The sequence below is a fragment of the Streptomyces sp. NPDC047085 genome, from assembly GCF_040643735.1.
Classification (GTDB): domain Bacteria; phylum Actinomycetota; class Actinomycetes; order Streptomycetales; family Streptomycetaceae; genus Streptomyces.
On the sequence record NZ_JBEYUW010000006.1, the window covers coordinates 465,161 to 478,482 of the forward strand.

General features: G+C 70.8%; 13 protein-coding genes. 5 read left to right on the plus strand and 8 right to left on the minus strand.

Translation table 11 applies throughout. From position 1 onward, the window contains the following. Window positions 1-19: 19 nt before the first annotated feature. A complete protein-coding gene (locus ABZ865_RS23430; protein ID WP_361233437.1) occupies window positions 20-1,126 on the minus strand; it encodes a lectin in 1,107 nt (368 codons plus the stop codon). 545 nt (window positions 1,127-1,671) lie between these two features. Between ABZ865_RS23430 and ABZ865_RS23435 the strand changes: the two genes are divergently transcribed. The 5 genes from ABZ865_RS23435 (at window position 1,672) to ABZ865_RS23455 (ending at window position 6,938) form a co-directional block, all read left to right on the plus strand. Further along, window positions 1,672-2,121, plus strand: coding sequence for a hypothetical protein (locus ABZ865_RS23435; protein ID WP_361233440.1), 450 nt, complete (start codon window positions 1,672-1,674; stop codon window positions 2,119-2,121). A gap of 46 nt (window positions 2,122-2,167) precedes the next feature. Beyond that, a complete protein-coding gene (locus ABZ865_RS23440; protein ID WP_361233443.1) occupies window positions 2,168-3,904 on the plus strand; it encodes a cation acetate symporter in 1,737 nt (578 codons plus the stop codon). A 110-nt stretch (window positions 3,905-4,014) separates the two neighbouring features. Next, window positions 4,015-5,244 (plus strand): histidine kinase, encoded by a 1,230-nt coding sequence (locus ABZ865_RS23445; RefSeq protein ID WP_361233446.1) that lies wholly within the window; start codon window positions 4,015-4,017, stop codon window positions 5,242-5,244. A 194-nt stretch (window positions 5,245-5,438) separates the two neighbouring features. Then, complete coding sequence (locus tag ABZ865_RS23450; protein ID WP_361233448.1) at window positions 5,439-6,428, plus strand: phosphotransferase; 990 nt, start codon at window positions 5,439-5,441, stop codon at window positions 6,426-6,428. 93 nt (window positions 6,429-6,521) lie between these two features. After that, on the plus strand, window positions 6,522-6,938 hold the full coding sequence (locus ABZ865_RS23455; protein ID WP_361233451.1) for a DUF3224 domain-containing protein: 417 nt from the start codon (window positions 6,522-6,524) through the stop codon (window positions 6,936-6,938). On the opposite strand, the gene ABZ865_RS23460 is transcribed toward ABZ865_RS23455, so the two are convergent. The 7 genes from ABZ865_RS23460 to ABZ865_RS23490 form a co-directional block, all read right to left on the minus strand. Continuing rightward, the gene (locus ABZ865_RS23460) at window positions 6,926-7,720 is read right to left on the minus strand and encodes a nucleotidyltransferase domain-containing protein (RefSeq protein ID WP_361233453.1); all 795 of its coding nucleotides are present in this window, start codon (window positions 7,718-7,720) and stop codon (window positions 6,926-6,928) included. The genes ABZ865_RS23455 and ABZ865_RS23460 overlap by 13 nt on opposite strands. Window positions 7,721-7,810: 90 nt before the next feature. Continuing rightward, complete coding sequence (locus ABZ865_RS23465) at window positions 7,811-8,164, minus strand: VOC family protein (protein WP_361233671.1); 354 nt, start codon at window positions 8,162-8,164, stop codon at window positions 7,811-7,813. 66 nt (window positions 8,165-8,230) lie between these two features. After that, window positions 8,231-8,560: a hypothetical protein gene (locus ABZ865_RS23470; protein WP_361233457.1), complete on the minus strand. Its 330-nt coding sequence runs from the start codon at window positions 8,558-8,560 to the stop codon at window positions 8,231-8,233. A gap of 117 nt (window positions 8,561-8,677) precedes the next feature. Beyond that, a complete protein-coding gene (locus ABZ865_RS23475; protein ID WP_361233460.1) occupies window positions 8,678-9,106 on the minus strand; it encodes a YjdF family protein in 429 nt (142 codons plus the stop codon). A gap of 167 nt (window positions 9,107-9,273) precedes the next feature. Next, window positions 9,274-11,346 carry an acetoacetate--CoA ligase gene (locus ABZ865_RS23480; protein WP_361233463.1) on the minus strand — a complete coding sequence of 691 codons (2,073 nt, stop codon included), beginning with the start codon at window positions 11,344-11,346 and terminating at the stop codon, window positions 9,274-9,276. 6 nt (window positions 11,347-11,352) lie between these two features. Beyond that, complete coding sequence (locus ABZ865_RS23485) at window positions 11,353-11,931, minus strand: alpha/beta hydrolase (RefSeq protein WP_361233465.1); 579 nt, start codon at window positions 11,929-11,931, stop codon at window positions 11,353-11,355. Continuing rightward, window positions 11,928-13,319 carry an MFS transporter gene (locus ABZ865_RS23490; RefSeq protein WP_361233468.1) on the minus strand — a complete coding sequence of 464 codons (1,392 nt, stop codon included), beginning with the start codon at window positions 13,317-13,319 and terminating at the stop codon, window positions 11,928-11,930. The genes ABZ865_RS23485 and ABZ865_RS23490 overlap by 4 nt, the downstream gene beginning before the upstream one ends. Between the last annotated feature and the right edge of the window lie 3 nt (window positions 13,320-13,322).

A 13,322-nucleotide genomic window follows, 5' to 3' on the forward strand; every position in this document is an offset into this window, starting at 1 on the left:
CCTTGTCGGGCGGCTCGCGTCAGCAGTACAGGTTGCCGCCCGGCGAGACGCCGAGGATCTGGGTGAAGCGCTGGTAGGCGTCGACGCGGCTCTGCACCTGGGCCGGGTTCCTGCCGTCGCACTCCAGCGAGCCGTTGATGCTGCGGATGGTCTGGCCGAAGCCGGCCTGGTTCACCATCGCGTTGTGCGGGGTCATGGTGCCTGGCCCGGACTGGGTGTTCCAGTACCACAGGCCCGTTTTCCAGGCGACGGCCGCGTTGTTCTCCACCTGCCAGGGGTTGTTCAGGAGGTCGATGCCGAGCGCGTCACCGGCGGCCTTGTAGTTGAAGTTCCAGGAGAGCTGGATCGGGCCGCGTCCGTAGTAAGCCGCCTGGCCCGCGGGGCAGCCGTACGGCCGGCTCCAGTCGCAGTAGGTCGGGTAGTTGGCGGTGTTCTGCTCGACGACGTACACGAGACCGCCGGTCTCATGGCTGACGTTGGCGAGGAAGGCCGCGGCCTCCTGCTTCTTCACCGTGTCGCTGCCGGTGTTCGCGAAGCCGGGGTAGGCGCTCAGCGCGGCGGTGAGGCCGCTGTAGGTGTAGAAGGAGTTCCGGTTCGGGAACATCTGGTTGAACTGCGCCTCGGACACCACGAATCCGGACGGAGTACCGCCGCCTCCGCTCGCGGGTGCGTTCCACTTCTGGTTTGCGCCTCCGGTGCAGCTCCAGATCTGGGTCCGGGTGCCGTTGGCGGGGTTGTTGTCGGTGACGTCCAGGCACTTGTCGGCCTGCGGGTTGACGATGTCGTGGGCGGCGGTGACGGTCCACTTCTGGTTGGCGCCGCCGGTACAGCTCCACAGCTGCATCTTGGCGCCGTTCGCGGTCGAGTTGTCCGTGACGTCGAGGCACTTGCCGAGGGCGCGGATCGTGCCGTCGCTGCCGACCGTCCACTGCTGGGCTGCGGTGCCGTTGCAGTCGTAGAGCTGGACGGCGGTGCCGTCGGCGGAGTTGGCGCCGGCGACGTCGAGGCACTTTCCGGCGAGTCCGGTGATGGCGCCGGTGTCCGCGTGGGCGGGGACGGCGGTGAGCAGGCACGCGGAGAGCCCCAGCGCGGCGGTGACGACGGCAGCGGGCAGGGTTTTGGCCATGAGAAAGGTGGCCTTTCGGTGGGGGGTGGGCACCCTGCGGCGTTCACCTCGTGAAGGCTGGGTCAGCGGTGAGCGCGTCGCACGATGCGTGTTCGAGCCGTGAAACTAGAGGTACAGACCACTTACGTCAAGTAGTGAAGTAAGCAGTGAGGAAAGCGGGTTGGGGTTAAGAACCCGACCGACCAGCCGTCGGCGCCCAAGCTGCCCCCGCGCGTCCGCAGGTCCTGCACGTTCACGGTGACTACACGTACAAGGTGCAGATCCTCAACGCCGAGACCACGGTGGCCCTGTGGAAGCCGAGCCGCGTAACCGCAGCATCCACGCGCCCTACGCTCCCGATCGAAAGCCATAACGACCGGCTCCTGACGCGTGGTCAGGCCTGCGACAGGACATCGGGCCCGTTGCACCGAGGGGGACGGCCCCGGGCTCCGAGCTCGGATGTTCTCCCCATCGTGCGCCGAGGCGCGACCGAAATCTGTCCCTCGGGTTTCCTGATGCGTACACTCCACTGCGAGGCGTGATCATCGCGGTCGGAGGAACGCGGCATGAGTGCACCTGGGACTCCTCGGCGTGAAGTGGTCACGGGCGCTCCGACGACTTCTGGTACGGCCCACGGCCACGGCCACGGTGTCGGCCCCGCCCGCCGCGCCCGTCAGGCCGGTCAGGCCAGGCCGGCCCGTCCGGCCCGGGTGTACGAGGCGGACCCAGCCGTCGACCTCCCCGCCCTGAAGGCCTTGATGCGACGTCAACTCCGACTGGGCATCGGGGCATTCGGCCTCCTCGTCGTCCTGCTCGGGCCACTGCCCCTCGCCTTCAGGGCGCTGCCCGGCACGGCCGACTGGCCCGGCGGCCGTGCCCTGATCGTCTACGCGGTCCTCGGCGTGGCCGTCTACCCCGCGCTCGTGCTCATCGGCCGGTGGTACGTCGTACGCGCGGAACGCAACGAGCGGGACGCCGCCGACCTCGTCGACCTCGTCGAAAGGCCCGGAAGGTGACCGAGGTCGAGCCGCGCCGCCTCGAGCGTGCGTCCGGGGCCGCCGGGTGAACCAGACGTACGGCATCGTGGCCGTGTCCGCGGCGGTCGTCATGACGCTGGTCATCGGATCGACGGGCCTGCGCATCTCCCGCACCACGTCGGACTTCTACGTCGCCTCCCGCACCGTTCCGCCGTACCTGAACGCCATGGCCGTCAGCGGCGAATACCTCTCGGCGGCCTCGTTCCTCGGGATCGCCGGGCTCGTCGCCGCCCAGGGCGTCGACATGCTCTGGTTCCCCGCCGGATACGCCGCCGGCTATCTCGTCCTGCTCGTGTTCGTCGCGGCCCCGCTGCGCCGGTCGGGGGCCTACACCCTGCCCGACTTCGCCGAATCGCGCCTGGAGTCCCGGGCCGCGCGACGCGTCGCCAGCGTGCTCGTCGTCGGCATCGGCTGGCTCTACCTCATCCCCCAACTCCAAGGCGCGGGCCTCACCCTCGGCCTGGTCACCAGCGCACCGCGCTGGCTCGGCGGAGCACTCGTCGCCGTCGTCGTCACGCTGGCCGTGGCCGCCGGCGGCATGCGCAGCATCACCTTCGTCCAGGCGTTCCAGTACTGCCTGAAGCTGACCGCCCTGCTCGTGCCCGCGATCTTCCTGGCCGTCGCCTGGCACGGCGACCCGCGCCCCGGAGCCGCCCTGGACGAGCCGCCGACCTTCCGCGAGCACACCCAGGTCACCGTCGAGGGCACCCTGCACATCAGGATCCAGGAGCCGCTGCGGGCCGTCGCCGACGGCGCCGTCGACGGAAAGGACTACGACGACGGCCGCCTGGCACTGGACCCCGGCGTCCACGAGATCAGCGCCGGTACGACACTGCGCTTCCCGCCGAAGGCCCAGGTGCCCGAGCGCGAGACCGACGGCGGCCGGCATGCCGGCGCGTCCAGCTGGGCGGCACCCCTGTCGGGCGGCAGGGACGATCACCCGCTCTACACGACGTACGGGCTGATATGCGCCACCTTCCTCGGCACCATGGGTCTGCCCCATGTGCTCGTCCGCTTCTACACCAACCCCGACGGCCGCGCCGCCCGCCGCACCACCGTGATCGTCCTCGCCATGGTGGGCGGCTTCTATCTGCTGCCGCCCCTCTACGGCGTCCTCGGCCGGATCTACGCCCCCGATCTGCTGCTCACCGGCAACACGGACGCCGCCGTCCTCGTGCTCCCCGAGCGCCTGGTCGGAGGCGTCGGCGGCAATCTTCTCGGCGCCCTCATCGCGGCCGGCGCCTGCGCCGCCTTCCTGTCCACCGCCTCGGGACTCGCCATGTCCGTCGCGGGTGTGCTCAGCCAGGACGTCCTGCCCTCCCTCGGCGTCCGCCACTTCCGGCTGGCGACGCTCCTGGCGATCGCCGTACCCGCCGTGGTGAGCGTGGCCGTCAGCGGACTGCCCGTCGCCAACGCCGTGGGGCTCGCTTTCGCGGTGGCCGCCTCGTCCTTCTGCCCGCTGCTGATGCTCGGCATCTGGTGGCGCGGACTCACCGCGCCCGGCGCGATCGCGGGCCTGCTCACCGGCGGTGGCAGCGCCCTCACCGCGGTCGCGCTGACCATCGCCGGACCGCTGCGGGACGGCTGGGCGCACACCCTGCTCGCCTGGCCGGCCGTGTGGTCGGTACCGCTCGGCTTCCTGACCATGATCCTGGTCTCCCTCGCCACCCGGGACCGGATCCCGGACGGTACGGACGCGGCCATGGCCCGCCTCCATCTGCCCGAACGCCCCGCCGGACCGGGCGCGTTCACCACGCGCTGAGGAGCGCCCCTGCTCAAGACCAGCCCCCTGAGGACCACCCCCTGAGGACCACCCCTGAGAGGTGACGACCCGATGACGACTCGCCCGCCCGCCGCCACCCGGAACCGCGCATGAGCGGGCTCATCCTCCTGCTCGTCGTCGCCGGCGGCGCCCTGCTGTTCGCCGCGGGCCTCGCCACCGGACGGCTCCTCGTGCGCCGGGCAGCCCCGGGCGGTACGGACCTCGGCACCCCCGTGGAACGCGCCACCTTCCACACCCTGCACACCGCCTCCGTCGCCGCGCCCCCGCTGCGCGCCGGACTCACCGAGGACGCGGCCCGCAAGGCGGTACGACGGCTCCGTCCGCTCTTCGGCACGGCAGCGCTCGGCCTCACCGACGAGGACCGGCTGCTGGCCTGGGAGGGGCCGGGCCGGCACCACGAGGACACGGCCCTGGACCGGGTCCGGCAGGTACTGGCCACCGGCCGCACGCAGACCTTCGCCGTCGGCTGCCGGGACACGGACTGCCTGGTCCGCTGGGGCGCCGCCGCGCCGCTCACCGTCGACCAGCGCGTGCTCGGCACCCTCGTTGTGCTCGGCGCCAGGGAGTCGGCGTCCGCGGTCCGGGCCACCGAGGAGGTGGCGCGCTGGGTCTCCGTACAGCTCGAGCTCGCCGAACTCGACCGGACCCGCACGGGACTCATCGAGGCGGAGATCCGCGCACTGCGCGCACAGATCTCCCCGCACTTCATCTACAACTCCCTCGCGGCGATCGCCTCGTTCGTCCGCACCGACCCCGAACGGGCCCGTGAACTCCTGCTGGAGTTCGCCGACTTCACTCGCTACTCCTTCCGCCGCCACGGTGAATTCACCACCCTGGCCGAGGAGTTGCGCTCGATCGAGCAGTTCCTGGAGCTGGTGCGGGCCCGGTTCGGACAGCGGCTGGAGGTGACCCTGCAGATCGCCCCCGAGGTGCTGCCCGTGGCCGTGCCGTTCCTGTGCCTGCAGCCGCTGGTGGAGAACGCGGTCAAGCACGGACTGGAGGGCAGCGTCGAACGCAGCCGTATCACCATCGCCGCGCAGGACGAGGGCGCGTTGGCCCGCATCGTCATCGAGGACAACGGAGTCGGCATGGAGCCGGACCGGCTCCGGCGGATCCTGCGCGGCGAGGACAGCCCCGCGACGGGCATCGGGCTGCGCAACGTGGACGAGCGGCTGCGGCAGGTCTACGGAGACGACCACGGCATGGTCATCGAGACCGGTGTCGGAGCCGGGATGAAGATCACGATCCGGATCCCCAAGTACCGGACGGGAGTGCACAGTGGGCCCCCGCGCAGCACGTCCGCGCCCGGCAGCGCCTGACCAGGGCGGCGTCTGACCAGGGCGGCGTCTGACCAGGGCAGCGCCTGACCTGGGCGGCGTCTGACCCGGGCGTGCGTCCCGCAGGCTCTCGTGTGCGGTCCGAGGCAGGGCAGGCCGCGCAAAACGAATCGCCCCGCTCGTCGATACGCGCGTAGGGTGCGCGGGTTGTCGTGGCGGGGAGGCGGTTCGGAATCATGGCACTGAGGGCGGCAACGCGAGGGCAGTTGGAAGGCGTCGCACGGGCTGCGCTGGGGGGCGGCCGGCGACTGGAGGCGGTCGAGCGGGTCGCGGGCGGCAGCAAGAAGGGCGTGTACCGCCTGGTGATGGACGACACGACGACGGCGGTCGCCTATCTGTGGGACGAAGCCGAGAACTACTGGCCGGCGGCCGAGGGCGACGACGACCTCACCGACCCGTTCTCGCCCGGTCTCGGGCTCGACCTGTTCGAGGCCGCGCACGCGCGCCTGGACGCGCTCGGCGTCCGCGTTCCGGTGATCCGTCTGGTCGACCGCGCCGGCGGCCACTGCGCATCCGATGTCGTGGTCGTCGAGGACATCCCCGGCGAGAACCTGGAGCACCTCCTCACGCGCGACCCACGTGCGGCCGGCCCGGTCATGCGCAGGCTCGGCGAGGCGTTGGCGGCGATGCGGTGTCACCGGGCGCCCAGGTACGGCAAGGTGGCCGTCGTCGACGGCGGGGGAACGTCACGCGGGACGTCGTGCGAGGGGGTCGTCCTCGAGCGTGCGCTGCGGGACCTGGCGGAGGCCGCGTCGCGTGATCCGCGGATCGCGGCAGCCCGGGTCCGGCTGGAGGAGCGGCTCACGGACCTGGCGGCGGCAGTGCGGCCGCGCGCGGAATACACCGTCGTGCACGGCGAGCTGGGGCCCGACCATGTGCTGGTGGACGCGGACGGGAACCCCGTGGTGATCGACATCGAGGGTTCGATGTACTTCGACGTCGAATGGGAGCACGTGTTTCTGCGGATCCGTATGGGTGATGCCTATCGGGCGCTGGCGGCGGACGACCTGGACGAGGACCGGCTCGCGCTCTACATGCTGGCGCAGAGGCTGTCGCTGACGGCGGGGCCGCTGCGGCTGCTCGACGGGGACTTTCCCGACCGGGCGTTCATGGCCGGCATCGCCGAGTACAACCTGAAAGAGGCGCTGAAACTCGTCCGCGTCTGAACGCCGCGCGTCCCAGCCTTCGTTCCAGCCCGCGAGCCGGGGGCTGCCTCGGGTCCGGCTTCGATTGTCAGACCCTCTCGGTACGGTCGGTGCATGAGAGCCACAGGAACATTCACCGTCAAAGCGTTCGTCCCGACCGACCTGAAGCCCGAGCCGGCCGTGTCCACGGGGTTGCCGGTCGGTGTCGCGACCATGGAGAAGCACTTCGAGGGCGAGATCGCCGGGCGCGCGGCGACCTTGTTCACCGCCGCGTTCGACCAGACGACCGGCGTGGGCACGTATGTCGCCATGGAGTCGTTCGAAGGCTCACTGCACGGCCGGCAGGGTTCCTTCAACTTCGTGCACTCGGCGACGACGACGGGCAGCGACCGCACCGCCGAGTTCTTCACCATCGTGCCGTCGAGCGGCACCGGCGAGCTGGCGGGGATCGCCGGCGCCGGCGGGATGGCGGTCGACGACGATGGCACGCATCGCATCTGGTTCGACTACCAGGTCGATCAGTCGGCCTGATCGATGACCTGGTGGAGGTACTGCACGGCGAGCTTCTCGGCCTGACGGTTGCGCTCGATCGGCGCTCCAGCTTCGTCTCGCCACCGGGTGTACAGGTCGACGCCGGCAAGGAGTGCCCGGCCGGCGTCGTGCCGGTCGTAACCGCACAGGGTGGCCCGAAGCTCGCGCGCCTCATCCGGTGCGATGGATTCGAGGTGGCGTACCCCGCGCGGGATCGCACCCACCCGGCGAGCCGCCAGGGGACCCAGGACGGCCTCGCGCAGGTAGTTGAGGAAGCCGATGACTTCGAACAGTTCACCGCGGCCGAGCTTCGTCACACCGTAGTGCACCCAGGTCCAGAACCGGTCCTCGATCCACTGGAGGTCGAGCGACGTGGGTGTCGGCGGCTGCTCCGCGAGCGCCTCGGCCAGGCGGCCGTCCCGGTCCCACAGGATCTCCGGGTCCTCGACGCGCTCGGCGAAGTCGGAGGCCCGCACGAACTTGAAGTCGACGTGGAGAAGGGGCGGCCCGACGAGCGTGATGATCAGCCGGGGTTCGCCGACGTGCTCACCGGTGAACCCGGCCACGAGGGCGGCCCATGAGCCGATCAGCGTGAGACGTTCCTTCATGACCGAGTCGAACGCCTCGTCGTCGACGACCACGATCAGGTCGACATCGGAGTAGATGTCGGGGTGTCCGCCCGCGATCGACCCCGCGACGGCAACACCGGTCACTCGCGCGTCCTGCTGGATCCGGGGAAGCACGTCGCTGAGGAAGCGGCTGTGCAGGGTGGGCGCGTCCATGGCATTCCTTCCGATCGGAACAAAGTCTTGTAACGTACCCTGCATTCAGATCGGATGTACAAGGAAATACCGGCGGCATCCGGACTCACCTCAGGCGGGCTGCCAGAGCTCGATCCGATTGCCCTCGGGATCGGTGACCCAGCCGAATCGACCGACGCCCTCCATGTCCTGCGTCTCTTCGGCCACGTCCGCTCCCTTGGCGCGCAGTTGCGCGAGCATGGCATCCAGATCGCGGACGCGGAAGTTGAGCATGGTCTGCTGGGCGCGGGACCCGAAGTAGTCGGTCTCGGACTCGAACGTCGCGAACACCGTCACCCCGGCTTCCTGACGCCACACGCCGTTCTCATCGGCGTCCAGGCCCAGGCAATCGCGGTACCACGCGTTCAGGGCGGCAGGGTCGGCGGCCCGCATGAAGTATCCACCGATTCCAAGCACTCGTTCCATGCCGCCATCTTGCCAGGACGCGACCGAGCCGGTCGGCACCACACCATCGACCGAGTTCGACACTGTTCAGCATGGATCCGCCTCGTCCAGGGCGCGTCGTAGATCGGCGATGCTCGGTGCCCCCTCGACGCGGCCGTCCGAGCCACGGTAGAGACGGCAGGACAGGGATGCGGGGGCGCCCGGCTCGGCGAACGGGTCCACGCCGTTGATCAGCACAGTGGGCGAGCCGGCCATCCCGAGCCGAATGGCCTCCTCGGGGTCGCCGACCTCGATCCGCTCCACGTCCGCGTCCCGGCCCTCGAGCGCCCGGGCGAGCCGTTCCTCGATCACCGGCGTGCTGTGGCAGTCGGGCACGGTCAGCAGTGTGATCCGCATGGCGTCGTCCTCCCAGCTCACGGCCACTCCCCGACGGTAGACCCTCCAGTGCGCCGGAAGGTCAAGGCACAGCCTCGGAGGCATACACACCGGAGATCAGGCCGCGCCGACAGGGCCCGTCACCGTCCACAGGACCCGTCATCGGCCGCGGTGGCGGGACTTCGCTTTTTGGCGGGCCTGTTCGCGGCGCTGTTCCGCCTCCTCGGCCCTGCGCCGCTTCGCCGCGCGCCGGTTCTCCTGCTTGGCCTGTTCGACGGCGCGCGCCATCGCCTCTTGGGCCATGGTGCTCACCGGCCGGGCCCGCTGTTCGCGCGCGACGGCCCGGGCCTGTCGCTTGGGGTTGACGACCCGGCGCTGCCGGGCGGCGTTGTCCGGATCGACGGGTTCGCAGGCCAGTGCCCGGGCGAGCAGACCGTCGAACGCGCGCAGCGAGAACTGCATCAGCTCCGGCCCGGTCGGCTCCGCGCCGAAGACATGGCGCGCGGCGCGCACCCCGTCCTCGTCCGCGATCTCCAGGACACCGACCCAGAACGGGTCGTCGAAGTACACCGTGAACGTACTCGGCACAGGTCCTCCCATGGTGGCGCCGCACACCGTGCGACGTCAGGCGGCACGCACCGGACACCCTGGGAGGGGAGGTTACTGACCCGCGCCGTGCCGGCCCGGGCGCCCGGACTACCGACCGGGCCGTGTTTTCGTGCGTGTCGTTTCTTGTCAGTGATTGCGGTCCGAGGCTACCGCGCCCCCGATTCACCGGGAAAGACCGAGCGGCCGGGGGTCGGGCTGAACGGTGGCCGGGCGAAGTCGGCGAACCAGTCCAGCATCTCGGGGTGGGTGACGGATCCTTCGCTGCTGACGTCACCGGCGCGCGCACCCTGCAGGATTCGCTTGACCGGTACTTCCAGCTTCTTGCCGGTGAGCGTGCGCGGGACGGCGGGGACGGGCACGATGACGTCGGGCACATGGCGCGGGGACAACCGGCGCCTGATGGCCGTGGTGATCCGCTCGCGCAGCGCCTCGTCGAGGGCGACGCCGTCGGCCGTCACGACGAACAGGGGCATGAAGTAGCCGCCGTCGGGCTCTTCCACGCCGATGACGAGACTGTCGGCGATCTCCGGAAGCTGCTCGACGACGGAGTAGATGTCGGCGGAGCCCATCCGTACGCCCATGCGGTTGAGGGTGGAGTCGGAGCGGCCGGCGACGACGACCGACAGGTCCGCGTCGACGGTGACCCAGTCGCCGTGCCGCCAGACCCCGGGGTAGGTGTCGAAGTAGGCGGCCCGGTAGCGGGTGCCGTCGGGGTCGCCGACGAAGTGGAGCGGCATGGACGGCAGCGGCGCGGTCACCACCAGCTCGCCCTGTTCGCCGGTCAGGGGGCGCCCGCCGGTGTCCCAGGAGGCCAGCGCGACGCCGAGCGCGGGGCCCTGGATACGGCCCACGCGTACGGGCAGCAGGGGAGAACCGCCGGCGAGCACCGAGCAGATGTCGGTACCGCCGCAAATGGACTGGAGCCACGCGTGCGGTGCCAGGCGGTCGTAGGCCCAGCGCCAGGTGCCGGCCGGCAGGGCCGATCCGGTCTGGAGGATGGAGCGCATCGGCTTGAGGTCGAACTCGGCCGCGGGATGCGTGCCCGATTTCTCCACGGCGGCGAGGTACGCCGCACCCACGCCGACCATGGTGGCGCCTGTCCGTTCGGCGATCCGCCAGGCCCCGTTGACGTCCGGAAAGGTGGGGCTGCCGTCGTACAGGATGATCGTGCTGCCGTGCAGCAGGCCGCCGACGAGGAAGTTCCAGACCATCCAGCTCGTGGACGTGAGGAAGAGGTAGCGGTCGTCGGCGCGCAGATCCGCGCCCAGACCGAGTGCCTTGAGCAGTTCGACGACGATGCCGCCGTGACCTTGGACGATCCCCTTGGGTATGCCGGTGGTCCCTGATGACCACAGGATCCAGAGCGGGTGGTCGAAGGGCAGGGCGGCGAACTCCAGGGGGGACTCGGCGGCCGGCAGGGTGGACCAGGCGTGCTGTTCGATCCCGGCCCGGGCGGTCCAGGGCTCGGTCGGGGTCGCGAAGAGGTTGTCGACCGCGAGGAGGTGACGGAGGGTGGGCAGTCCGTCCGCGAGTTCGGCGACCTCCGGGCGTCTGTCGTACGTCTTGCCGCCGTAGCGGTATCCGTCCGCCGCCACGAGGACGGCGGGCTCCGCCTGCCGCAGCCGGGCGAGCACGCTGGGAGTGCCGAAGTCCGGGGAGCACGCGGTCCACACGGCGCCGACGGCGGCCGTGGCAAGGAGGGCGACCACGGTCTGCGGGAGGTTGGGAAGGTATCCGGCCACGCAGTCGCCGGGTCCGATGCCCATCCGGCGCAGCGCCGCCGCGACGTCCGCGACCTGGCGGCGCAGTTCCTGCCACGAGGTCTCCACGGGCGCGCCGCCCTCGGCGATGCTGATCAGCGCGGGGCGGGCGTCGGTGGCCTGGGCGAAGCACCGCTCGGCGAAGTTCAGCCGGGCACCGGGGAACCAGACGGCACCCGGCATCGACGCGTCGCTCAGGACCTCGTCGTACGAGGTGACCGAGTCCAGCCCGTAGTACTCCCACACCGCCGACCAGAAGCCGGGCAGGTCGGTGGAGCTCCACCGCCACAGCTCGGCGTAGTCGGAGAAGTGCAGCCCCCGCTCCTCGCTCACCCATTCCATGAAGCACGCGACATTGGAGTCCTCCAACTCGCGGCGACCGGGAGACCACAGCAGGTCGGTGTCGGTGCCGGTGTGGATGCCGGTGTTCATCATCGGTGCCTTTCGCGGGGGCTGCACGGGGGATCAGCTGTGTTCGAGCTCGCGGAGCAGTTCCTCCGCGCGCGGCCACGGGCCGTAGCCGGACGCGGGGTTGAGGTGGCCGACCTCGCCCAGTGCCACGAGGCGGCCGCCCCAGTCCCGGGCCAGTTCGGCGACGTGCTCGACGGTGCCCAAGGGGTCGTTCGAGCTGGCCGCGACGATGCTGGGGAAGGGCAGCGGCTTGCGCGGCACCGGTGTCCAGCCGTTCTCGTCGAGCACCTCGGGCGTGGGGTAGCCCTCCGGGAGCGGTGTCTCGAAGTCCGGGGGCGTGACGAGCAGCGCCCCTCGCACCTCGGCCTCGTGCCCCTGGGCCCAGTGGACGGTGGTGATCACGCCGGCGCTGTGGGCGACCAGTACGACGGGCCCCGCGATCTCCGAGATCACCTTGTCCAGCGCGGCGACACGGGCCTCGCGGCTGAGCTGGTCGTGTGTCAGCGGGGGAACGGTGCGGACGGTCCGCCCGGCCTCGGCGAGCCGAGCCCCCAGCAGGGTCTGCCAGTGCTGTTCGACGTGGTCGCGCAGGCCGGGGACGATCACGACCGCCGGCTCGGTGGCACGGCTCACGAGGACACCTCCGAGTCCTTCGTCTCGGGCTCCGGCGCCGGGGCTTGCCCGGACAGACGGCGCAGATCACGGTCGTAGAAGTGACGGCCGATCAGGAAGGCCCCGGTGGCCGCGATCGCCACGAGCGGGACGAGGCGCAGCGCGCCGAGCAGACCGAGGTGGTCGGCGAGCAGCCCGGTGACGGCAGGGCCGGGGGCGAGGCCGAGCAGGCTCTGGGCCAGGGTGAGCGTGGCGAACGCCGTCGCGGCGATGGCCGCCGGGGTCAGGTTCGCCACCATGGCGGCCCCAGGCCCGGCCGTTCCCGCGCACAGCAGGGCTCCCAACGCCAGCACCAGCAGCTGCACCGGGCCGGTCGGCAGGCGGAACGCGGTCATCAGCAGGACGAGGGAGCCCACGCTGCAGCTGATGGCGACGGCCCACTTGCGGATCGGGGCGCCCCGGCTGATCCGGTCCGAGGCGATTCCGCCGACGACCATGCCGATCCCGATCACCAGGGCGAAGAGGCCCGCGGTCGCACCCGCCTTCGCGGTCGGCATGTCGTAGTAGCGGTTGAAGAAGCTGGGCAGCCAGGCGATCAGGGCGCCCGCGATGAACAACTGCAGACCGCTGCCGATGTAGGCGCTGATCACCGAGACGGAGGAGAACAACCGCGGCAGGAGCACGCGGAGACTCTCGCGCTCATCGGCCACGGCTCCGGCTTCGGCTTCGTCCTCGGCCCCGGCCCCGGCCGGATTCTGCGCCGGGGCCAGCCGCTTCTCCGTGACCACGACGGCGTAGACGCCCGCGAGCACCAGGCCGAAGACGCCCATCGCGCCGAACGCCCAGCGCCAGCCGAACGCCTGGGCCAGGGCCCCGCCGATGGATATGCCCAGGACCGAGCCGAAGGCCCCGCCGGCGATGAAGGCGCCCGACAGCGTCGCCCGCATGGCGCGGGGGAAGACGCTGAGGACCACGGCGATGCCGACACTGCCGTACGCGGCCTCACCCACGCCGACGAAGAGCCGGCCGACGAACATCTGGCCGTAGCTCGCCGCCACCGCGCAGCCCAGGGTCGCCAGGCTCCACACCGTCGCCGCGATGACCAGGGACCTCACCCGGCCCCATCGGTCGGCCAGCAGGGAGAGGGGAAAGGTGAGCAGACCGACCATCAGTGCCACGATGCCGCTGAGGGAGCCCAGCCGGGCGTCCGAGAGCAGCCAGTCGGCCTTCAGCATCGGGAAGACCGCATTCAGGACCTGCCGGGACATGTAGTCCGAGAGCAGCAGTCCGAAACTCAGTGCAAAGACCACCCAGGCGTAGCGCCGGGACACGGGCCACGTGGAGGCACCGGAACCGGAACCGGAACCGGTTCTGCCCTGGGCGGGTTCCGCAGTGGTGAGAAACCCCATTGT